This is a genomic window from Enterococcus sp. SB12 (assembly GCF_030910025.2).
Classification (GTDB): Bacteria; Bacillota; Bacilli; order Lactobacillales; family Enterococcaceae; genus Enterococcus_B; species Enterococcus_B faecium.
Window position 1 is genome coordinate 1,650,614 of the sequence record NZ_CP175675.1, and the last position, 22,387, is coordinate 1,673,000.

Consider the following 22,387-nt stretch of genomic DNA (forward strand, 5'->3'; position numbering starts at 1 on the left):
CCGAATAAACAGTGTCCAATCAGATGACCCTCAGTATTAGCTCAAAATGCTGATTTTACAACTTCTTCCTTAAACGGTGTTCTCCTGCCAACTCTTCGGTCACAAGTCACAATATTCAACAAACATGAGAAGCTGTTTGTTGAAATTGCTCCTTGTGACTCAGAGTTAAACGGCAGGCTCACAATCTCGTTGATTCGTTTTATTTATTTCCTTGTACTCGTACAATGATCAATTTAGTGATTTCCATCAAAACAATTGTCACAAGTGCGATTCCCATACATGTAAAGACTTCTGTCAATCCAAATGCTGATGGGATAGAGAAGACTTCTTTCAGTCCTGGGATCATTGTTAAGCAGTAAAGCGCGCTACATACAACTACAGCTAGTAAGACACTTCTGTTAGAGAAGAACCCTGCTTGGATAGCTGTTTGTGTGTTTGAACGTGCTGGGAATGTTTGCAATGTCCGACACCAAATCAATGTTGAAAATGACATGGCTACACCGAATTCAGGTGAATGCTGCATGCCAAGCCATTGAGCGAAGATAACAGCAATCCCAATCAGCACACCACGATACGTTACAGAAATCAATGTTTTGTCCGTAAAGATTCCTGAATTTGGATCTCTTGGCGGGCGGTTCATCGTAGCAGGTTCAGCTTTTTCTGTACCTAATGCAATTGCTGGCAGTGAATCATTGACTAAATTGATGAACAACAGTTGTAATGCTGTAAATGGATTGGACCAGTCAGCAACTAAGGCAAAGATGATCGCAATGATCGCACCTAAATTTCCTGCAAATAGATAAGAAATAGCTTTCTTGATATTATCAAACACATTACGTCCTACTTCTACTGCGCTGACAATAGAAGCAAAGTTATCATCCGTCAATACCATCGCTGCTGCATCTTTTGCCACATCTGTACCCGTTCCCATAGCAATTCCAATGTCTGCTTGTTTCAATGCTGGTGCATCATTTACGCCATCACCTGTCATAGCTGAGATATGACCTTTATTTTGCCAAGCACGAACGATACGAATTTTATTCTCAGGTGAAACACGTGCATAAACAGTGACTTTTTCTAAAACTTCGTTTAGTTGATCTTCTGTCAATTCATCTAGTTCCGTCCCGGTCAAAGCCAGGTTTCCTTCTTCAAAAATCCCGATTTGTTTTGCGATAGCAACAGCTGTTGTTTTGTGGTCACCAGTAATCATGATTGTTTTGATTCCTGCACTTCTTGCTTCTGTTACCGCCTGAGTCACTTCAGCACGTGGAGGATCGATCATAGCAAGCAAACCAACAAGGATCAAATCGTCTTCATCTTCAAATGATAAATCAAAATTATCAAGTGGACGGTAAGCAAAAGCTAGTACACGTAATGCGCGTGTTGAAAAAGCTTCATTTTGCTCTTGGAATTTTTTCATCAATTCATCCGTCATCGGAACGACTTCACCATTTAGCAATACTTTTTTACTGCGTTGGAAGACGATATCTGGTCCGCCTTTAACAAACAAGTAATTTTTGTTATCAATTGTGTGTCCAGTAGACATTAATTTTCGATCTGAGTCAAAAGGAAGTTCTGCTTGTCTTGGGTAGTTGTTTCGGATTTCCTGATAAGGCTGGTTTAATTTTTCACTAAAATCGATAAACGCTACTTCCGTAGGGTCGCCCAATTTAGTACCGTCTTCACTGATCGATGCATCATTCGCTAAAACACTGATTTCGATCAAGCGACGTTCGTCAGCTGTCCATTTTGAAGGGTCATTTGTGAAATCCCCAGTATCGCCATTACCTAAAAAGTAGTCAACAACTGTCATTTTGTTTTGTGTCAATGTACCAGTCTTATCTGTACAGATGATACTTGTCGAACCAAGTGTTTCAACTGCTGGAAGTTTTCGGATAATGGCATGACGTTTTGCCATTTTATTCGTTCCCAAAGATAACACGATTGTTACGATAGACTGTAATGCTTCTGGAATAGCAGCTACGGCTACGGCTACGGCAAACATCACTGCGCTGACGATATCTGCAGTCATATCTCCTGTACCTTCTCCAAGATAAATACGAAACAGTTGGATACCTAAAATCAATAAAGACAATGCCAAAATAGCCAAACTTAGTTTTTTACTGAATTTATCCAGACCTCGTTGTAACGGAGTGACTTGCTCAGTTGTTGATTCCAAAAGGCCAGCAACTTGTCCGATCTCCGTATTATTCCCAGTTGAAGTCACTAAGAATTTACCGCGTCCGTAAGTTACGATCGTTCCACTGAATACCATATTTGTACGATCTCCGATTGGTACCGTACTTGTGATATCCGTTACTTCTTTTTCTGCAGAAGTCGACTCTCCTGTCAGCATACCTTCATCTACTTTTAATGATCCCGCATCTAGTAAACGTCCATCAGCAGGTACATAATCGCCTGCGTCTAACAACACGATATCTCCTACCACAAGTTCGTTTGCCGGAATCGTTTTTTTCTTACCATCACGAATCACTCGAGCATCGGGCGCTGAAAGGTTTTTCAACGCTTCTAAAGAACCTTCTGCTTTTTTTGTTTGGACAACACTGATTATAGAATTCAACATCAATACTGCCAAAATAACTAAGAATTCGATGTAGTCACCCATGACCATCTGAATCAGTGCGACAATCAGCAATACGATAACCATTGCATCTTTGAAAGTTTCTAAGAACAATTTCCAAGTTGGCTTCTTCGGCTTTTCTTTTAGCTGGTTCAAGCCATCTCTTTCTAATTTTTCCTTCGCTTGCGTGGTGCTCAATCCATCGGTTGAGCTCTGCGTTTGCTGCATCAACGAGTCGATCGTTTCTTTATAGACCGCTTGTTGTGCTTGTTCCTTGTTTTCCAAATTTCATCCCCCATTTTTTGATCTTGGCCCTAGTCCTGTCTGAAAAAAAAGAGACCTAAGACAAATACGCATTTGTCTTAGGTCTCACCATTTCATACAATACCAGAAAACCATTTGGTTAACTTACTGTTGATATTATCGCAACAAACGTTGCCGGTTACTCCCCTAAGGAGATATTCAACTGTACTAATATCCTACCTTATTAACCTACAAAAAGCAACTACTTTAGCCCGATTTACCTACATTTTCATGAAAGGAGTGAAAAGTATATTCACCTTGGTAGGCTTCTTTCTTCTATCATGCTATACTAATGTTATTGTATGTAAGGAGGAACATTTTTGTGGTATCTAGTATTATAACCGCCCTTTATCTATTAAATGCACTTATTGCTTTGGTGGCTATTTTGATCAAACCCCGAGATGTAGCAGCCATTTGGGCATGGCTCTTAGTATTGTTTACCCTTCCTGGGGTGGGTTTTGTATTATATTTATTTTTCGGACGTGGATTAACGGATAAGAAAAAATTCTATCTCCGACAAAGTGACTTGAAAGAATTAGAAAACTTTCAGTCTTTTAGAGGAGATACCATTGAACATTATGATCCTGACATGGGCGATAAAGACAAACAGCAATTTGTCGACTTCTTCTCTTCATTAAATCGTATGCCGCTGACAAGAATGAATTCTGTCACTCTTCTCACAGACGGACAAGAGAAATTGGATTCACTGCTTCAAGATCTAAAAAAAGCCAAACATTCGATCCATATCGAATATTACGCATTTGTGACAGATAATATCGGCCAGCAAGTCTTACATGTTTTAGAAGAAAAAGCCGCAGAAGGCGTGGAAGTTCGAATATTATATGATGCATTTGGCTCTCATGGCACAAAAGCAAAAGATTTCAATCGTCTAATCAAAAATGGTGGACATGTCCATACATTTGTTACCTCACAAAAGGCATTACTTCGTTTCCGATTGAATTACCATGATCACCGAAAAATCGTTGTGATCGATGGAAAGATTAGTTATACAGGTGGTTTCAATATTGCCAATCAATATGTAAATACAACAAAAAAATTCGGCTATTGGCGCGATACGCATATACGGATTTTCGGTGCCGCTTCTTCTTTGCTCCAGCTTCGCTTCTTAACAGACTGGAACGTCTCGGTACCTGAAGAAGAAAAGGTCGGCTATCATTTGAATTATTTCTTTAAAAAAGCAGATCGAGATGAATCTAAGCTTGCTGATACATCCATCCAGCTTGTTTCAAGCGGACCGAATAACGAAAGGGAACAAATCAAGCTTTCATTTATCAAATTGATTACTTCTGCTAAAAAACGTGTTTGGATACAGACACCTTACCTTGTTCCTGATGAAAGTGTCATTGCTGCTTTAAAAATCGCAACTGCCTCTGGTGTAGATGTGAAAATCATGATTCCCAACAAACCGGATCATCCTTTTATTTATCGAGCAACACAATATTATGCTCGGCAGCTGATCAAGGAAAATGTACAAATCCTTGTCTATGAGAACGGCTTCCTCCATGCAAAAACATTGATAATGGATGATGAAATCTGCATGGTAGGTTCAGCAAATCAAGATATTCGTAGCTACCGATTGAATTTTGAAACAAGTGCTGTCATTTACGATCCTGAGTTTTTAGAAGAACTTGCTACTCAGTTCAAAGAAGATGAGACACATTGTTCATCCATGACAACTGAAACAGTCAAGGAAATGTCTAGCTGGCTATTATTCAAGCAACAAATTTCTCGATTATTTTCTCCAATCCTATAATTTTTTTATTCAAGTAGAGAAAAATATACTAAGATTAAAGGGACTGTGACAAAAATCTTGTCACAGTCCCTTCTTCCGAACAAACGGTGTTCTCCTGCCAACTCCTCGGTCACAAGTCACAATATTCAACAAACATGAGAAGCTGTTTTTTGAACTTGTTCCTTGTGACTCGGAGCTGGACGGCAGGCTCACGACCTCTTTCTTAAACGGTGTTCAAAAGCTTGCATCTGCGGTAATAAGTCCAACCAAGTTAAAAATATAAGAAGCTGTTTTTACTTGGCTGTTCTTATTACTTGATGCAGGGCAACTTTTTCACAACCTCTTCACTAAACGGTGTTCAATCAGCTGACCTTCGGTATTAGAGAAACAAACGGCAAAACATGAGAACTATTTTTCCGTTTGTTTCTCTAATACTCAGAACAGGACGCTGATCTCACAACTTCTTTCTTTTACTCTAATTCACCAGCTGCCCAATGATTGATGGGTCCATATTTGTGCCCTACATTTATTTCTTCACGAATTGCACGGTTTACATAGTCTTTTGCCAATCGGATCGCTTGTTCAACTGTTTTTCCTTTCGCTAACTCAGCTGCAATACATGCAGATAGCGAATCGCCAGTTCCGTTGATCCGGTCGGTAGGATAAAATGGTGCATTTAACCAAAATGATTTTCCTGATTCGAGCAATACGTAGTCATTGACTGTTTCTTGCTGCGCATTTTTAGCATGATGTCCTTTGATCATAACGTTTTTTGCACCCATATCTTGCAGTTCTTTTGCTGCTTGCACAAAATCTTCTTCAGCTGCTAATGTCCGTCCAGTCAGCTTTTCTGCTTCATAAAAATTAGGTGTCAGTACTTTGGCCAAAGGGACAAGCTTTTCTTTCAAGCTTTGCAAAGCAGATTCTTCTAGTAAAAGATTTCCATGTTTCGTTACGATTACGGGATCCACGACTAATGGTCCAAAATCATATTTTTGGTAATTTTTTACAACTGTCTCAATCAACTTTGAATCTGCTAGCATACCTGTTTTAGCTGCACGTATTTGAAAGTCCTTCGCAATCAGTTCAAATTCTTTGTCGATAAAATCTGTTGGCAATGTCACACTTGCTCCGATTCCGTAAGAATTACCTGCAACACATGCGGTCATGACAGAAACACCGTAAACATTTCTTGTAAAGAATGTATGCATATCTGCTTGCATCCCTGCGCTTCCATCGCTATCTGATCCTGCGATCGTCATTGCTTGTACATACTGATCTTCCATCAAATCGATTCCTCCATTTTTATAAAAAGATTTTTCATAATGCTGTTACTGTTTCTATCATATGTTTTTCAAAGTATCCCTCAGTAAATATACCACTACCTTTTCTTGGTAATCAAATTTATTTGAAAAACATTTGTAATAAATCAGAAAATAGTTGTCATTTGTTTGTATTCGCTATTCTAATAATAAATAACCACTATTTGATTTATATATATTTCAGTATCCTTCTTGTTTTCATATAACCAAAGGCGCTATGATTTCCATATGAAAAAAATAAAGTCAGGTGAAAAAAATGAAACTTGAGGATAAAAAAGTCATTTTGAAGAAAATCAAACGACTACCAGACCAAATAGATGGCTATACGATCTGTTCTTTCAAAAAAAACAGGAGTATAAAAGCTTATACGCAAAACACAGAAAAAGGAATAATCTATTTCCTGCATGAAGAAGGTTACGATACCCAAACCTTTATGTTTACTGAAAAAAAAGAATTTCATAAACAGATGAAAAAACTGATTGAAAAAGAATTTCCAAGAAGTCATAAACTCTATGTGAATCAGCAATTTTAACTTCTAACTGTTCTTTATTAATTAAAAATGTTCTGTAATAAAATAAAACTTTATAACAACTATAACAAAAACGAATACAAAACAGAAGTTCTATAAGTTATAATCATGGTTGTTAGGTGATTCATCTAGTAAAAACACCAGATTTCAAATTTCACACAATTTAAACTAGATCAATCATCAACCTTCTTCAAATTGTTAGAACCCTTTCCCGAGGAGCTGCAGCATAAGCAAAAAAACAAACAGGAAGCCAAATGGCTAAGACATTTTTTCTATTAGTCTAGTTGTTTCTCGTCGCAAGTTTAAGACTTTAGAAAGTTATTTCTAATGATGTTTGGGTTGTTTTGATCAATGATTATGCACAGCTCCTTACCTATTATTTATCTCAACAGATCTAACAAATTAATGGACTATTTAAGGAGTTTTTTTATGCTTACGATCTATTCTTCTCGCACACATAGTTACCATCTGATGGCAAACTGGCTGAAAGACCATCAAATGCCTTACAGAGAACGAATTTTCACACCTAAACAGCCTTTAACAAGGAAAGAGATATTTTATTTATTGTCATTAACAGAAAACGGATTTGACGATCTATTAGCTAAACGCTCGATTGATTATAAAAATTTGAAAGATCAAATCGACCAATGTACGACCTCAGAGCTTGTCGATCTGATCGTCTCGCATTTTACTTTGTTACAACGTCCCATCATTACTGACGGAAAGAAATTATTAGTCGGATTCAATGAAGATAGCATGCGTCTTTTTATCCCTGTACAATGGCGCAGAAGTCAACTGAAATCTGTCTATAACGATTTTACATGGGTAAGCAATCTAGAAAATTCTACGGATTTAGATGATGAATTTTTAAATTATTATATATAAAAAAGACTGTGACAAAAGCGTGTCACAGTCTTTTTTTCTACGCCGGATAAATAGAATATTTTTACAAATCTGAATACATTCACCAGTAATAAGCACTTTGAGTGAATTGACGATAAGAATGACGGACCAGACTGCCATAAATGATCAAGAAGACACCCGTTCCTACCGTAACAAAAAATATAGAGGCACCGATACTACCATCCATATACCACATTAAAGAAGCCAAAAGTGGGAAAAGTGAAAAAATACATAATCCGATTCCTGCAATCAGTGAGAAGCCAAAACTTCGCTGATACTCTTCTTCTTTTTCTTTTGCTTCTGCTAATACTTTTTCAGGTATTTTCCGATGGTGCAAAAAGTGATTTAAACGTGTGATTTTCATACCAGAAGCAATAAAAAAACCGACAGCTAATGCTATACCGAAAATCAGACAAGAAATACCCATGAACACATATCCTGCTGAACAAAAGAAAAAAATACTTGCAAAAGATAAGCTAATGAATAGAACACCTGATGCCACTTGGAGACTTGCCGCTCTGTATTCTTTCCAGTAGTTTTCTGCTTCGCTTAAATAAATAGAAGCTGTGTTTGTTTCCGTCTCGTCAGCTTGATGTTTTTTTTCGACATCTAGTTCTTCTAATAATTCATCGATTGAACCAAATGTCGAAATTACTGTACCGATGGCCTCCTGTTCATTTTTTCCTTCTCCCATCAATTCATGATAATGGTCTTCCATATTTGCCAACAAATCAGTTTTCAGCTTATCTATCTCGGTACTTTGAGGTACTCCGATAAAAAGACTGTCTAAATAATTACGGATTGTATCCATTTAATTTCCCTCCAAAAATTGATCGACTACGTCTTTCGTCGTCAGCCACTCTTGCTTTTTTTCTTCTAAAAGATTACGCCCTATTTCAGTGATTTTATAATATGTCCGCTTTTTTCCATGAGTCACTTCTCCAGGATACGAAACAATCAGTTGATTCTTTTCTAAACGGGCAAAAACGGAGTAAAGTGTTGTCTCTTTGATCACATAGGAATCATTTGTCCTCTCACGAATCGTTTTAGAAATTTCATATCCATAAGAATCGTTTTTGTTAAGGATCGATAAAATAATCGCATCATTGTATCCGCGTATTCCATCACTTGAAATCATTTTCTTTCCTCCATATTACTCCATCTGTCGTTGTAATTAGAATAGCATGATTACTTCATCAGGTAAAGTAATTTTTTACAAAAAAATAAAAGGAACAGAAAGCAAAAGAAGCGTTATGCTTTTTTGCTTTCTGTTCCCTTAATTTATTTATTTTACAACCATGACGTTACATGATGCGTGGTTGACTACATAGGAAGTAGTGGAACCTACTAGTGCACGTTCTACCGCATTCAGACCTGTCGCCCCCATGACAATCAGATCGATTGGTTCTTTCGATTCATGGAAATTAGCAATCAGTGTCTTTGGATAACCGTAAAGAACATATGTCTCGATATCTGTCAGGCCTTTTTCAATTGCCAAGTTTCGATGTTCTTTCATCTGGTTTTCCGCAACCTCATCCAATTCTTCCTGAAGGCTTGTTGTAACAAATGCAAAATCACCAAAGTAATTGCCTGTTACTTCATTGACATACAGGATGTGCAACGTTGCCTGATTTCGTTTGGCAATCGTGATTGCCTCAAGAAATGCTTTTTCTGCCTTTTCAGAACCATCAATTGCTACTAAAATATTACGATAAGTATCTACCATTGTAAACGCCTCCTTCACTGTTAGTGTAGCACGATTACAGTGTTAGAACAAACATTTTGTGAACGTTTTATCAAAAAATATCAGGCATCAAATCCGTTTTTTTCAGAGACCGTTTTAAACCAGCGACCTGATTTTTTGATCGTCCGTTTACCGTCTTGTGCCAAATCAACAGCGATAAAGCCATAGCGATTCTTATAAGCATTTGTCCAAGACCAGTTGTCCATACATGTCCACATGTGGTAACCCACACAATTGGTTCCTTCTTGGATTGCTTGATGGACGTATTTCAAATGATCCGTAACAAACTCGATCCGGTAATCATCTTCAATAATTCCTTCGCTGTTAACAAATCGTTCTTCCCCTTCGACCCCCATCCCATTTTCAGAAATATAGCATTTGATATTACCATAGTTTTCTCTTGTATTCGTTAAAATATCATAGATTCCTTTTTCGTAAATTTCCCATCCACGATATGGATTCATTTTTTTATTAGGCATGTCGTAATTATCAAAATAATCATCTGGCACGGGGCTATGTTCGTGATTGATTGGAGTTTCTTTTGCTTTGATTCGACGAGGCTGATAGTAATTGATTCCTAGCAGGTCAATCGTGTTTTCATGGATGAGTTCTAGGTCTCCTTCATGGATCTCTGGCATTATAGCCAATTCTTTGACAATTTCGATCAACTCTTGTGGAAACTCTCCTTTCACTGCAGGGTCAAGGAATGATCGGTTGAAGAATGCGTCAGCGATTTTCGCCGCTTTTACATCTTCTGGGTTCGTTTCATCTCTCGGATAGCTTGGTGTCAGATTCAAGATGATTCCGATCTCACCATCATGTCCGCCTTCATGGTAGGCTTTGATTGCCTTTGCGCTTGCTAGATTCTCATGATAGCCTACTTGGACCGCTTCTTTCATATTGATATGATTTGGATAGTGGAATTGATACAAGTAGCCTCCTTCTACAGGTACGATTGGTTCATTATGAGTAAACCATTTTTTGACCAGATCTCCAAACAATTCAAAGCACGCTGCTGCATAAGAAACATAAGCGTCGACCGTTTCTCTTGATAACCATCCGCCTTTTTCTTGCAGTGGTAGTGGCATATCGAAATGGTAAAGGTTCACAAAAGGTTCAATACCATTATCCAGCAATTCAGTAAAATAATCTCGATAAAAAGAAACAGCTTTTTGATTGATTTCACCTGTCCCTTCTGGAATCAAACGACTCCATTGGATAGATGTACGAAATGTGTTATGGCCAGTTTCTTTCATTAACTGAACATCTTCTTTGTATTTTGTGTAAACTTGCGAAGTTTTTTCAGGTCCTACTTGATCGAAGAATTTTTCAGGCTCTAATTCATACCAATGATCCCAAATATTTTCTCCTTTACCATCATCACTTACTCTTCCTTCTGTTTGCGGTCCGCTAGCAGCAGAACCCCACCAAAAATTTTCTGGGAATGTGTAGGTTTTCATTTTTTTACTTCCTCTCTTTTTTCTTGATACCGTAATCATAACGAACCCTAAAAAATAAATCAATACTTTTTATGAAAATGACTAGACATTTAAAATTTTTGGCGTTATACTTTGTATGTAATCGATTGCAAATAAATTTGAGGTGAATAAAAATGAACGGTTTTATGGACAAGCTTTCTGAGAAAATCATGCCCTTAGCTAATTTATTAGGGCAAAATCGTTACCTTACAGTGCTGCGGGATGCTTTCATGCTTTCCTTCCCTTTAACGATGTTCGGTTCGATCGTTGTCGTTATCAATAACTTGCCTTTTTTCAGTGACGCAACAAAGGGAACTTTATCGAACTTATTCGGTAATGGGCAAAATGCAACAATGAGCATCATGTCGGTTTTTGTTACTTTTGGTATCGGCTATTATTTATCAAAATCTTATGACGTGGAAGGTATTTTCGGTGGTGCCGTGTCTTTTGCCAGCTTCTTGATTCTTACGCCTTTTGCAATGAAAACCGCTGGCGGTGAAGATGTGACTGGTGTGCTTTCACTTGATCGTCTTGGCGCAAAAGGAATGTTCATTGGAATGATCGCTGCTTTCTTGGCTGGAGAAATCTACTGCAGAATCACGAAACGCGGCTGGCAGATCAAAATGCCTGATGGAGTTCCGCCTGCAGTAACAAAATCATTTGCCGCTTTGATCCCTGCTGTAGTGACACTAACTATTTTCTTAGTAATCAATGCTGTGATGACTGGTATTTTCAATGCTAACTTACATGACGTCGTTTATGAAGTGATCCAAAAACCATTAACTGGTTTGGGAAGTAGTTTACCTGCAACATTGATTGCTTTGTTCTTTGTCCAATTCTTATGGTTCTTCGGACTTCACGGACAAATCATCGTCAACTCTGTAATGGACCCGATTTGGAATACACTGATGCTTGATAACTTAGAAGCTTATCAACATGGAAAAGAATTACCACACATCATCACAAAACCATTCATGGAAACCTTCACTGTTGGTATTGGTGGCTCTGGAATGACTTTAGCTGTCGTTTTATTGATGGCCTTTGTTCTTAAAAAGAAACAGTATCGTGATGTTGGACGATTAGCTTTAGCACCTGGTATTTTCAATGTAAATGAACCAGCGATCTTTGGTCTACCGATCGTATTGAATGCAACAATCCTTATTCCTTGGGTCGTGGCACCTCTGATCGTAACGACGTTCAATTATTTGGTAATGGCTGCTGGACTTGTCCCTGCACCAACTGGCGTCTCTGTTCCATGGACTGTGCCAATCATTGCAAGCGGTGTCTTAGCAACAAATTCATGGCTTGGTGGTATGCTGCAAGTCATCGACTTTGTCATCGTTGCCTTTATCTGGTACCCGTTCTTGAAAGTATTAGATAAACAACCAGATTTAGATATTGCTTAATGGATCATTAAGGGGATGTGACAAGAAACTTGTCATATCCTCTTTTTTCGAATAACCAATGTTCCAGATGCTACTTCGAGTTGTCGGAAGCATAATCTTTCGTTATACTCTAGAAGAGGTGAATAACGTGCCAAAATACGAAGAAATCGCCAATATTTTAAGAGAACGTATCCGTTCAAAAGAGTATCCTCCCAATAGTTTTTTGCCTAATCAAGTCGACTTGGTAAAAGAATTTGGTGCGAGCCGGATGACAATCAAAAAAGCCATCAATATCTTAGCAATGGAAGGACTTGTCTATTCGCAGCGAGGATCAGGAACAAAAATCTTGAATCATCCATTTATGCAAAAAGACACATCGCCCGCTAACGAGTATGAAGGTTTGAGTCTCCAAATGAAACGCAGACATCGTTCTTTGAAGAGTCAAATCATTCATTTTGATGTTGAATTCCCTAATCAATATATCCAAGAACGATTGATGATCGATGCCGAGCAACCTGTCTACAATATTCACCGGTTAAGGATCTTAGATGGCGAGCCATATGTTTTAGAGCATACCTTTATGCCAGTCCATCTTGTGCCGGGTTTAAAAAAAGAACATTTGTTAGCCTCTATCTATGATCATCTTCATCAAGAATTGAATGTCCATTTTGCAGGGGCTTATCGTGCTATTTCTGCAGATAAAAGTGATGAATATGATCAGCAATATTTGAACTGTGCAGAAAACGATCCTGTACTGGAAGTTCAGCAAGTCGTCTATCTCAAAGATGGACAGCCGATTGAATATTCTTCCAGCCGAAACCGATTTGACGTTCGGAACTATTCTGTGCTGGATGTGCGTTCAACTTAAATGAAGAGGTTGTGAAAAAGACGTTTACCAAGAGATCGTGACAGTGGTAAGCAGTTTCAAGTAACAAGAAGAGATCGTGAAATCAACATTCTATCTAAGCATTAGCTCAAAAATAAAAAAATAACTCAGCATAAAAAGACTTATGACCACTCGCAATGATTCTAAAGTTAGCTTTTTGAAATCGATGCAACTAGTCGTAAGTCTTTTTATTTTATTGATCCATTCCTTCTCTTTTCCATCCTTGATTCCTTCCTAATACTTTAAAAGACAAATTAATTGCAAAATAGAGATGCACCCTCTATACTATGTCTAAATCGATCACTTACTTTTTGTAAGTTAACAGGAGGAAATTTATCATGGATACACAAATTAGAGGAATTCACCACGTCACAGCAATGACATCTAGCGCTACAAAAATCTACCGCTTTTTTACAGATATTTTAGGAATGCGCTTAATCAAAAAAACAGTTAACCAAGATGACATTGAAACTTACCATCTTTACTTTACAGATGACACCGGTGCGCCAGGAACAGATATGACTTTCTTTGATTTTCCAAATCAGCCAAAAGGAAAAAAAGGAACAGATACGATCTCTCGTGCTTCTTTCCGTGTGCCAAGTGACGCAGCTTTAGACTTTTGGTTGGAACGTTTTGAAAAATATGACGTTACTCATTCAGCAATCAATGAACGTTTCGGCAAAAAATATATCGAATTTGAAGATTTCGATAATCAGTATTATCAATTGATCTCTGACGAAAACAATCAAGGTGTAGCAGCTGGCATTCCTTGGAAAAACAGCAATGTACCGACAGAGTTTGCGATCACAGGACTTGGACCTGTCTTTGTCCGTGTCAGTCAATTAGAGCATATCCGCTTGATTCTTGAAAAAATCTTAGGATTCAAAGAAACAGACCATTCAGGAGATTTCTACTTATTTGAAATCGGTGAAGGCGGAAATGGTGCAAGCATCATTATTGAACATCGGACAGACTTGCCAAAAGCAATCGAAGGATTTGGAAATATCCATCACTTAGCATTGCGTGTAGCAGACAAAGAAGCATTGGAATACTGGATTCAAGTAATCAATAAGATTGAATTGCCAAATTCTGGTTTCGTCGATCGTTTCTATTTCCAATCTGAGTACTTCCTAGCCGCTCATCACGTACTGTTTGAATTAGCAACTGATGGTCCTGGATTCCTTGAAGATGAACCAGCAGAATCAGCAGGAGAAAAACTATCTCTTCCTCCATTCTTAGAAGAACGTCGTGAAGCCATTGAAGCCTATGTCCGTCCTTTCGATACAAGTGATGCAAATAAAAAACGTGAATAATCTCTTCATGCTACTTCATTTTTTGCATCTATAGAAACAGAAAAGAGGGAACAAAATGACCTACATTTTTGAAAAAGGAACAAGTGGCAAGCATTTGATCTTACTTCATGGCACAGGTGGCGATGAACATTCTTTACTGGATATCGCTCACTTTCTTGCACCAAACAGTACATTGCTTTCTTTTCGTGGCACGGTCCAAGAAGATGGGATGAATCGTTTTTTCAAGCGTAATGGATTGAATCAATTCGACCTGGACAGTTTGGAAAAAGAAACAGATAAACTCCATGAAAAAATCAAAGAAATCAGCGAAAAAGAACTGATACCGTTAAGTGATTGGCTGCTTGTCGGCTATTCAAATGGCGCAAACATCTCTGCTCATTTATTATTGGAGCGTGAGACCGAGCTAAATAAAGGGTTGTTTTTCCATCCGATGTCTCTAGGTGTTCATCAAAGCCGTTCCACATTAGAGGATAAAACCGTCTGGCTTTCTTATGGTGATAACGATCCAATCGTTTCCCCTGCTTCCTTTAAAGAATTGGCCGATCAATTCGAAACACGCCAAGCAAATGTGACTATTCAGCTAACTGTAACAGGTCATCAGTTGACGATGGACGAAATCGAGCAAGCGAGGGAATGGACAGACCACCTCTTAACTAAATAAAAGAAAAGAACTACGCGACTTACATAATACAACCTGAAGCAGATATCGATCTGGATCAGATTTTGTGAAAGTCGTAGTTTTTTGTGTCAGATAGGTTAGTCTCCACCAGCTACAATAACAGATTTATTATAAATAGCCGTTTTATGTTTCAACTCTTCCAATCCCCCGATTTTCTCACCTTTTGAATAAAAACCGTCAGTAATCCCTAATGCTTGAAAAATCGTCTGCTTGTAGGCAATTTCTGCATTCCATTCAACTGTATCAAGGATTTGCAGTGCTTTATGGATAGCTTCGATTCCTGATTCTCCACCTGTGTTGATCAATACGCCATGAGAGTTGAGCAGCAACATATGCGGTAATTCAAGATGCTGTTTTTTTACATAGTCGCTTGTCAATTCAGCAAGTTCTTCAGAGCAATTAGGCTCAAAGTCCATGACAGGAATCTCTTTTACTTTAGCTGTGGCTTCTGTCAAATTAGGCATAGGCAACCCAGTAGTCGCCCAGAACATTGCATTAGGCGCATGAGCATGGAGGACAGCTTTGATAGCTGGATTAGTCTCGTACATCGCTTCATGCATATTGATCTCCCGAGTTAAATGACCGACTCCGTCAACGATTCTACGCGTTCTTGGTTCTACTACTAGAACCTGTGCAGGAGAAATCTCTCCTAGATAGGCTTCTGACATCATGGTCGGCGTCATGATGATGTAGTCTTTTCCTTGATCATCAGTGGTTTTAAAGGAAAAATTCCCTCCTGCGACATTTGTGTTTTTCCTTTCGAAAATCACTCTTACGATACGTGCCATGTCCTGTCGTTCTCTCTCAAATAACATACGTCCATCTGACATAATGACCCCTCCATTATCTTTTTATAAAACTTTTTTCTCTCAATATTTCTTTGGCAGCTTCTTTTATTTTTATTGATTCTTCTATTTTCCGTTTTCTTTTTTCATCGTACTCTCTGAATAAAACGTGATTTCCATATTTATAGATCACTAGTGCGAAAAAAATGACCAATAGATTGATGATGATATTCTGAGTAAAGAGTCCATATAGAAATAGCAGAAGTGTACCACAAAGAGCGACTGTCCATTTTATTTTATCTGTCTCTTCTCTTTTCATAACTTTCCCACCATTTCAATGCTATTTTTGTAGTTCAGCATAACGTTCACTCGGTACTTTCGCTTTTATCATATATTTATAAAGTAGAACAAACAGTCCTAGAAAAATCACGCATCCTACAATCGCGAGAATATTCCTATTAAATGCCTCCGCAAATAAAACCCTGAACTCCGGCCCTTCTATGGATGACCATGTGATCAACTGTCCTTTCTTGATTCCCTCGACTGCTCCGCTTTTTTCTGCTAAATCACTGAGTATTGGCGCAAGGTAAGTGGCCCCGTACAAATAAATAGGCATCGTGATGATTCCCAAGATCAGCATACGAGCCAAGTTTCCTCCTGTTAAAAGTAATCCGCCGACCGCAATCGAATAGTTGATAATCCCTGCTAATGGCAATACTTGGTTTCCTGGCAAAATAATGGCATAACCAATAAACACAGGAACAAGTAAAATAGCAGTAACCCAAATTTCTGAACGACCAGCTAATATCGGCCAGTCCAATCCGATATATACTTCACGATCCTTAAACCGCTTTTTCATAAATTCTGACATAGCGTCTGCTAAAGGAGACAAAGATTGCATGAACATTTTAGAGATCATAGGAAACAAACTTAGTGCTGTAGCTGTTTGGATCGCTAGATTAAGAGAACCTGAAACGCCATACGCAGCAGCAAAGCCAAGCCCCAATCCAATAATGAATCCCATTACAGAGTTTTCAGAGAAGATCCCAATTTTCTTCTTCAATGCATTCGTATCCGCTCGTTTATTTAAAAATGAAAAACACGCTACGCTCAAATTGATAAAGGAATCCCAAGATGTATCCATCCAATCGATACCATCATAATCTATTGCTTCTTTTAGGCTCTATACTTTTTGATGTTGGTGGATGACACCAGCATCTTTTTTATTTTCCAAAACATATAGAAAAGACACCTTGAAATCCTTTAGAATTAATTTGGCGAACCAACCCAAAAGGAGGAATCAAGATGTCTTACACTCACCTTATCAAAGAAACATTAGATATTCTAGACTTATCAGTTACTTTTAACGAAAATTGTCTCACAAAAGAAAAATACAAAGGGCAAATCTGTCATATTTATCGTGGAAACTTGATTTATACAGCCCAAGAATGCATCCACTGTAAACACCAGATTGCTTCAGATATTGTGCGTTGGGGTACAACAACCGTCCGGTTGTTAATGAACGATGTTTCTGAATACCGTACCTACCTCGAATTGAAAAAGCAACGCTTCAAATGCAAAGCTTGTCAGCGGACCTTTGTCGCAGATACTTCTGTTGCGAAAAAACATTGTTTCATCAGTGAGAAAGTCCGCTGGTCTGTCGTGACTCGTCTGAAAAAAAATACCTCAATGACAGAGATCGCCGCTCAGAAAAATCTATCGGTCTCTTCTGTTTACCGTATTATGAAGCGATTTTATCGTCCGTTGAATCCTTTTCGGACACCGTTACCTAAGGTACTTTGTTTTGATGAATTCAAATCAGTTCGGGGTGTTTCAGGTGCTATGAGTTTCATCATGATGGATGGACAAACACAGCGCTTATTGGACATTGTCGAGAACCGACAACTGCCTTTTTTAAAACGTTATTTTAGTCATTTTTCACGAGAAATTCGTGAAGCGGTCGAATGGATCGTGATTGATATGTACGCTCCTTATGTATCGCTCGTTAAAAAGCTGTTTCCAAAAGCACAGCTGATTATTGACCGGTTTCACATCGTCCAACATATTGGTCGTACCTTTCGCAATCATCGAATCAAAGAAACGAACCAACTATTAAAAAGCAAAGAACAAAAACACTATCAATTAGGTAAGCAATTAAAAAGATACTGGAAACTTCTTCAAAAAGATGAACGCAAGCTTGATTATACTCGACGCCTTTGGCGACCTGGCTTCAAAGCTCATTTAACAGAGACCGATATTGTGGATCGCTTACTGAAAGGGAGCCCTGCTTTGCGTGTAGGCTATCAGTTATATCAAGACTTTCTTTACGCTGTAAAGGAACGAGACTACGTATCGTTTGAAGAACTACTTACCAATAATATCATGCTTCCCGAAGGCTATCAGACGACCTTGAGAACGTTCCAGAAATTTCTGCCACAAATCAAAAATGCTTTACAACAAAGTTATTCAAATGGCCCACTTGAATGTCTGAACAACCATATCAAAGTGTTAAAACGAAATGCATATGGCTTTCGTAGCTTTTATAATTTCAAATTGCGCATCATGATTCGTCATGGCAACGCATTGATTTTCAACTAAAAAAGATCAAGAGGAACTGATCCACTTGATCTCCAATTATTCTAAGATTTCTCTTTACCAACATCATTTGACAAAGAGCCTTCTTTTATAACCGTTATATGTTGCCTAAATAGGAATCAAACAATATCGAAAAAAGGAGGTGTGACAAAAGTCACACCTCCTTTTTTCGAATAAACGGTATTCAAATCAGAACACTGATTTCACAACCACTTTATTTCAGGTCGTTTTCAATCACCTTTACCGCGTAATCATTTCCGTTGAAACGCGCTATTTTTTTTGCGTCCATATATCTTTCTAAATAATCGTCTTCTCCTAATTGCTTATGGCAAGAAGCAATTTCATAAAGCAAGTATTCCAATGCATAAGTCGATTTATGTTTCTTATTATACTCAATACCCTTCTCACATAATTGGATTGCTTTATCATAATCCTCGATTTTACGGTAATAGGTGGCGATATCATAATATACAATGCAGACCATCAGATTATCAAAATCAGTCTCACTCAATATTTTAAGTGTACGCTCCACATAAACTTTCGCAAAATCTAATTCTCCTTTTGACAAGTAGATCATTGCCACGTTTGCAGCTGCTTGTAAGTGATGGATATCTGTTTCGGTCGTTTGTTCCAACACTTGATTAAAATAAAATAATGCTGCATCTGGTTTTTTCGCATAAAGATGATCAAGCAGTCCTTGATAAAATAAAATTTGATTTAAAAGATCAGAATTACTTACTTTTTCCTGATCGATCGTTTGTAAAATTTTATAAGATTCTTGGTATTTTGATACAGAATTCAATGATTGAATCTCATTTATTTTTTTCCTGATTTTGTCTTCTTCTGTTTCTACTAATATATCGGAGATCTCGACATTCAGCTTTTTGCAAAGCGCACTTAAGATATTGATGCCTGGCGACATATTCTTGTTTTCGATATTGCTGACAGTTGCTTGTTCACAAATGCCTTCTGCTAATTGTACTTGTGTTAACCCCTTTTTCTTTCGGTATTCTTTTAGTAATGCTCCATCTACTTTAATCAAAACAATTTCCTTCCCTTTAAAAAATTATTTCTCCTTTATATCATACACAAAAAAAAGTTCTAAACAACCAAAAATGTTTAGAACAGAATAAAAATTTTAATTTTAAAATAATATTCAAATTAAACAACTGGCGTATCTGTTCCTTGATTTCTTTTTGTGTTATCTGAATAATTATCGCTTACAGTTATAACACATAGTGAAAATTGTCATGGCGAGAAAGTCTAAGAATATTTTTAAACATAACTATTTCTTTCTTACGTGTGTATAATGACGACAGCACACCTATCAATTAATATAATTATTTTATTTTTTTATGTTCTCAATCATCATGTTTATTTTTAATGACACAACTTCTCGTATTTATCTGGCACAACATATAAATCGATCAAAAAATTGTTGCGTGTTTTTTTTGAAAATTGGAGTTTCAACTTGATTACAAAATTTAAATTTAGAAGTTGTGAAAACAGCGAGAGACAGTTTAATATTCAAAATATACATAGGCTACTCGAACGCTGTGTTTTTTAGTATACTAGTAAGAAACGAAGGGATAGACTCATTCCAATAAGGAGGATTTCATGAAGACAATTCTTTTTGCTCCTGCAGTATTCAATTTAGCTGAGACAACACGAATGATTGAGGTTGCCAAAGCTATGAAAGACCGTTATTACTGTGTATTCTTTGGCTTTTCTAAAACTTTTGCTCCTTTGATCACAGAAAGTGGCTTTGAGTATCATTTACTAGCGCCGATCCTTACGAAAAAACAAGAAGAACAAATCATAAAATTTGACCAGTTGCGTACACTTAAAAACCCTTTTACCAAAGAAATGGTTGCCTCTCGTATCACTAGTGAACAGAGTCTGATTGCTAAGTTTGAGCCTCGACTGATTGTGACAGGTTCGAATGTGACAATTTTTTTATCGGCCCGCAGTAAAAAGATTCCTTTAGTATATGTTAAACCCTATGCTTTGAGTGAACCTTTTTTTCAATCAGAGCATGCGCTGATGCCCCACGAGTTACGTTTCTTCGGCCCTTTAAGCAATCCCCTTTGGCACTGGACAAAAAAGCGTATAGTAAATACCCGATGGATCCCCAATGCCTTCAAACACGCTGCACAAAAAGAAATGCTTCCTTTACCAAAAACAAGTTTACAAATGATTGATGCTGATCTAAATCTCATCACAACGCCTAAATTATTTTTGGAAGAAGAACAGCTGCCGGAAAATTATCGAATCGTTGGTCCAATTTTTGCTAAGCTCAGTACTTCCTTGCCTGAAGAAGTGCTAACTTTTATACAGCGAAAGCAACAAGAAAGAAAACGTATTATCTATTTCGCAATGGGTAGTTCAGGCAATCCGCGTATGTTACGCAAAATTTTGTTCTTCTTACAAAAACAACCGGATCTAGCGGTTATTGCACCTATTGACTATCTGCTTGATGACATTCAATCTGACTCAGAAGATCTTTTAATAACAGAATATCTGTCTAGTCATCTTTTGCATGAATTCATTGATTTTTCTTTTATCCACGGCGGGGAAGGGACCGTCCAAACTGCCTGTGAATCCGGCAAACCGTTTATCGGTGTGGGGATGCAATTTGAGCAAAGCTGTAATATTGACTATTGTGTAAAATACGGAAACGCAATCGCCCTCACAAAACCAGTGACTGAAAGAAAACTGCAGATTGCTCTGCGCGAAGTTTCTTCACCCAAGATTCGTCAGCAGGCACGCACGCTGCAAGCCGTTTTTCCAATAAATGGTCCACAACAAGCAATTCAAGAAATTGAAACCTTCCTGAGCAACCACCCAATATAGTTTCAAGTAGAAAAAGCTTTTTTAATAGAGACTCATCAGTAATTTCGCTATTCGAGACCCAGACAGTGAAAATACAAAAAAAGTAAATAGTGGATTGAAAAGTTAGAGTTACTTAAATTACGGTGTCTAAAAAACACAAAATCATCCTTAAAATAAAAGATCTGACGCTATCCAAATGAGCATAGGTAGCGTCTGCCATTTATTCTTAGTCAAATTCTTTGACACCTTTCTCTGGTTGGATCATCTCAACGTTTCTTCAAAAGAAAGACCATAATAATTAGGCAAATACATTTTCTTAAAATGTGTCATATAGATCTAGAAGCATCGCTTTGTAGAGATTTGTGCTGCTAGTCCCCTCAACAATTACTAAATCAAATGTAGGATTTACCACTTTATCTTTAATAATCAACCTCCCTCTTCTGTTGAGACAATGATCTCGCAATCCGATGCATACTCCTATATAAACTGCCAGCAATCCCCACATGCTGAGTAGATCATGTCAGAATGTTCTATGTCGTCAGCAACGATACACTAAAAGTCACGTTCACCATGACTGATTGCTATTCCCAGCGCAATTATTTCTATACACGTTTCATGATTTGAATAAACACTCTCATCATACATATTACCATTCATACACCATACTGCAGCCCCTACTATATGGTTGTAAGCTCCCAAATCTATATTTGACTTGATCACTTTGGTAGTAGATCTACTAATTCTAAATCCATTGCTGATAAAATTTTCATTTTTACCTCCTTCTTTCTGCCAAAACAGTTAAAACAATAATAATCTTTATGTAAAAAAGGGCTGTGACAAAAGCCTTGTCACAGTCCCATATTCCGAATAAACGGTGGTCAAAAGCTTGCATCTGCGGTAATAAGTTCAACCAAACGAAAAATAAGCCAACATTTCACAAAAATTTAAGAAGCAATTTTCGTAAATTTCTTCTTATTTCTTGAAGCTAACCACTTCTGTCACAACCACTTTTAGAACATTTAAAGCTTCGATGTGACAAACCATCTATGCTGCTCGATCATAAAATTGATAGCAAAAATTCCACAGAGTACATATGTCCCCCATGAAAACAAAACATTCATATGCGGTACAATGATCTTTGGAAGAATCACGATTAAAAATGATGCCAGTGCCCAAATCCATCGATTGATTTGAATATGATATGTAGCTAGCATATTCAATATAAGGTGACTAGCCGTTAATAAAAAGATAAAAACAAAAAATAAAGTCAGCCAATACATTGTTTCCCACCTTCTAAAA

19 protein-coding genes and 1 pseudogene are annotated in these 22,387 nt (G+C 37.6%); 9 read left to right on the top strand and 11 right to left on the bottom strand.

The window, feature by feature from the left end:
- Nucleotides 1-199: 199 nt before the first annotated feature.
- Complete coding sequence (locus tag RBL01_RS08105; RefSeq protein WP_307780972.1) at nt 200-2,866, bottom strand: cation-translocating P-type ATPase; 2,667 nt, start codon at nt 2,864-2,866, stop codon at nt 200-202.
- Between the two features lie 340 nt (nt 2,867-3,206).
- On the opposite strand from RBL01_RS08105, the gene cls reads away from it, so the two are divergent.
- Nucleotides 3,207-4,658 carry a cardiolipin synthase gene (cls, locus tag RBL01_RS08110; protein ID WP_002327127.1) on the top strand — a complete coding sequence of 484 codons (1,452 nt, stop codon included), beginning with the start codon at nt 3,207-3,209 and terminating at the stop codon, nt 4,656-4,658.
- A 449-nt stretch (nt 4,659-5,107) separates the two neighbouring features.
- Here cls and thiD read toward each other — a convergent pair whose 3' ends face one another.
- Complete coding sequence (thiD, locus tag RBL01_RS08115; RefSeq protein WP_002327128.1) at nt 5,108-5,923, bottom strand: bifunctional hydroxymethylpyrimidine kinase/phosphomethylpyrimidine kinase; 816 nt, start codon at nt 5,921-5,923, stop codon at nt 5,108-5,110.
- A gap of 292 nt (nt 5,924-6,215) precedes the next feature.
- Here thiD and RBL01_RS08120 point away from each other — a divergent pair, with 292 nt between their 5' ends.
- Both RBL01_RS08120 and RBL01_RS08125 read left to right on the top strand, forming a co-directional pair.
- Nucleotides 6,216-6,491: a hypothetical protein gene (locus tag RBL01_RS08120; protein ID WP_002327129.1), complete on the top strand. Its 276-nt coding sequence runs from the start codon at nt 6,216-6,218 to the stop codon at nt 6,489-6,491.
- A 426-nt stretch (nt 6,492-6,917) separates the two neighbouring features.
- Entirely contained in the window at nt 6,918-7,373 is a 456-nt protein-coding gene (locus RBL01_RS08125) for a Spx/MgsR family RNA polymerase-binding regulatory protein (RefSeq protein WP_002289471.1), read from the top strand.
- Nucleotides 7,374-7,452: 79 nt separating this feature from the next.
- Here the strand turns inward: RBL01_RS08125 and RBL01_RS08130 are convergent, their stop codons facing one another.
- From RBL01_RS08130 to RBL01_RS08145, 4 genes are all read right to left on the bottom strand, one after another.
- Nucleotides 7,453-8,202, bottom strand: a complete 750-nt coding sequence (locus RBL01_RS08130) for a permease prefix domain 1-containing protein (RefSeq protein WP_002327130.1) — start codon at nt 8,200-8,202, stop codon at nt 7,453-7,455.
- The gene (locus RBL01_RS08135) at nt 8,203-8,529 is read right to left on the bottom strand and encodes a PadR family transcriptional regulator (RefSeq protein WP_002289468.1); all 327 of its coding nucleotides are present in this window, start codon (nt 8,527-8,529) and stop codon (nt 8,203-8,205) included.
- Nucleotides 8,530-8,676: 147 nt separating this feature from the next.
- A complete protein-coding gene (locus tag RBL01_RS08140; RefSeq protein ID WP_002289467.1) occupies nt 8,677-9,117 on the bottom strand; it encodes a universal stress protein in 441 nt (146 codons plus the stop codon).
- Between the two features lie 80 nt (nt 9,118-9,197).
- On the bottom strand, nt 9,198-10,595 hold the full coding sequence (locus RBL01_RS08145; RefSeq protein WP_002327131.1) for a glycoside hydrolase family 1 protein: 1,398 nt from the start codon (nt 10,593-10,595) through the stop codon (nt 9,198-9,200).
- A 152-nt stretch (nt 10,596-10,747) separates the two neighbouring features.
- On the opposite strand from RBL01_RS08145, the gene celB reads away from it, so the two are divergent.
- The 4 genes from celB to RBL01_RS08165 all read left to right on the top strand — a co-directional run bounded on the left by celB (nt 10,748) and on the right by RBL01_RS08165 (nt 14,858).
- Entirely contained in the window at nt 10,748-12,019 is a 1,272-nt protein-coding gene (celB, locus tag RBL01_RS08150) for a PTS cellobiose transporter subunit IIC (RefSeq protein WP_002294365.1), read from the top strand.
- Nucleotides 12,020-12,146: 127 nt separating this feature from the next.
- Nucleotides 12,147-12,866, top strand: a complete 720-nt coding sequence (locus RBL01_RS08155) for a GntR family transcriptional regulator (RefSeq protein WP_002327132.1) — start codon at nt 12,147-12,149, stop codon at nt 12,864-12,866.
- 356 nt (nt 12,867-13,222) lie between these two features.
- A complete protein-coding gene (locus RBL01_RS08160) occupies nt 13,223-14,197 on the top strand; it encodes a ring-cleaving dioxygenase (protein WP_002288275.1) in 975 nt (324 codons plus the stop codon).
- A 55-nt stretch (nt 14,198-14,252) separates the two neighbouring features.
- Entirely contained in the window at nt 14,253-14,858 is a 606-nt protein-coding gene (locus RBL01_RS08165; protein ID WP_307780971.1) for an alpha/beta hydrolase, read from the top strand.
- A 95-nt stretch (nt 14,859-14,953) separates the two neighbouring features.
- On the opposite strand, the gene RBL01_RS08170 is transcribed toward RBL01_RS08165, so the two are convergent.
- From RBL01_RS08170 to RBL01_RS08180, 3 genes and pseudogenes are all read right to left on the bottom strand, one after another.
- Nucleotides 14,954-15,706 carry a class II aldolase/adducin family protein gene (locus RBL01_RS08170; RefSeq protein WP_072538617.1) on the bottom strand — a complete coding sequence of 251 codons (753 nt, stop codon included), beginning with the start codon at nt 15,704-15,706 and terminating at the stop codon, nt 14,954-14,956.
- Nucleotides 15,707-15,719: 13 nt separating this feature from the next.
- Nucleotides 15,720-15,980, bottom strand: coding sequence for a hypothetical protein (locus RBL01_RS08175; RefSeq protein WP_002327133.1), 261 nt, complete (start codon nt 15,978-15,980; stop codon nt 15,720-15,722).
- Between the two features lie 21 nt (nt 15,981-16,001).
- A pseudogene (locus RBL01_RS08180) lies at nt 16,002-16,751 on the bottom strand (PTS transporter subunit IIC); the annotation flags it as partial.
- Nucleotides 16,752-16,966: 215 nt separating this feature from the next.
- On the opposite strand from RBL01_RS08180, the gene RBL01_RS08185 reads away from it, so the two are divergent.
- Entirely contained in the window at nt 16,967-18,259 is a 1,293-nt protein-coding gene (locus tag RBL01_RS08185) for an ISL3-like element IS1251 family transposase (protein ID WP_000122610.1), read from the top strand.
- A 211-nt stretch (nt 18,260-18,470) separates the two neighbouring features.
- On the opposite strand, the gene RBL01_RS08190 is transcribed toward RBL01_RS08185, so the two are convergent.
- A complete protein-coding gene (locus tag RBL01_RS08190) occupies nt 18,471-19,298 on the bottom strand; it encodes a helix-turn-helix domain-containing protein (protein ID WP_002288821.1) in 828 nt (275 codons plus the stop codon).
- Nucleotides 19,299-19,873: 575 nt separating this feature from the next.
- Here RBL01_RS08190 and RBL01_RS08195 point away from each other — a divergent pair.
- Nucleotides 19,874-21,109: a glycosyltransferase gene (locus tag RBL01_RS08195; protein WP_002327981.1), complete on the top strand. Its 1,236-nt coding sequence runs from the start codon at nt 19,874-19,876 to the stop codon at nt 21,107-21,109.
- Nucleotides 21,110-22,107: 998 nt separating this feature from the next.
- Here the strand turns inward: RBL01_RS08195 and RBL01_RS08200 are convergent.
- On the bottom strand, nt 22,108-22,368 hold the full coding sequence (locus RBL01_RS08200) for a hypothetical protein (protein WP_002327136.1): 261 nt from the start codon (nt 22,366-22,368) through the stop codon (nt 22,108-22,110).
- Nucleotides 22,369-22,387 lie beyond the last annotated feature (19 nt).

Coding starts and splice junctions, on each gene's coding strand:
- thiD (WP_002327128.1), bottom strand. CDS start 5,923: ATGGAAGATCAGTATGTACAAGCAATGACGATCGCAGGATCAGATAGC.
- RBL01_RS08140 (WP_002289467.1), bottom strand. CDS start 9,117: ATGGTAGATACTTATCGTAATATTTTAGTAGCAATTGATGGTTCTGAA.
- RBL01_RS08120 (WP_002327129.1), top strand. CDS start 6,216: ATGAAACTTGAGGATAAAAAAGTCATTTTGAAGAAAATCAAACGACTA.
- RBL01_RS08185 (WP_000122610.1), top strand. CDS start 16,967: ATGTCTTACACTCACCTTATCAAAGAAACATTAGATATTCTAGACTTA.
- celB (WP_002294365.1), top strand. CDS start 10,748: ATGAACGGTTTTATGGACAAGCTTTCTGAGAAAATCATGCCCTTAGCT.
- RBL01_RS08200 (WP_002327136.1), bottom strand. CDS start 22,368: ATGTATTGGCTGACTTTATTTTTTGTTTTTATCTTTTTATTAACGGCT.
- RBL01_RS08160 (WP_002288275.1), top strand. CDS start 13,223: ATGGATACACAAATTAGAGGAATTCACCACGTCACAGCAATGACATCT.
- RBL01_RS08125 (WP_002289471.1), top strand. CDS start 6,918: ATGCTTACGATCTATTCTTCTCGCACACATAGTTACCATCTGATGGCA.
- RBL01_RS08135 (WP_002289468.1), bottom strand. CDS start 8,529: ATGATTTCAAGTGATGGAATACGCGGATACAATGATGCGATTATTTTA.
- RBL01_RS08130 (WP_002327130.1), bottom strand. CDS start 8,202: ATGGATACAATCCGTAATTATTTAGACAGTCTTTTTATCGGAGTACCT.
- RBL01_RS08170 (WP_072538617.1), bottom strand. CDS start 15,706: ATGTCAGATGGACGTATGTTATTTGAGAGAGAACGACAGGACATGGCA.
- RBL01_RS08195 (WP_002327981.1), top strand. CDS start 19,874: ATGAAGACAATTCTTTTTGCTCCTGCAGTATTCAATTTAGCTGAGACA.
- RBL01_RS08175 (WP_002327133.1), bottom strand. CDS start 15,980: ATGAAAAGAGAAGAGACAGATAAAATAAAATGGACAGTCGCTCTTTGT.
- RBL01_RS08165 (WP_307780971.1), top strand. CDS start 14,253: ATGACCTACATTTTTGAAAAAGGAACAAGTGGCAAGCATTTGATCTTA.
- RBL01_RS08145 (WP_002327131.1), bottom strand. CDS start 10,595: ATGAAAACCTACACATTCCCAGAAAATTTTTGGTGGGGTTCTGCTGCT.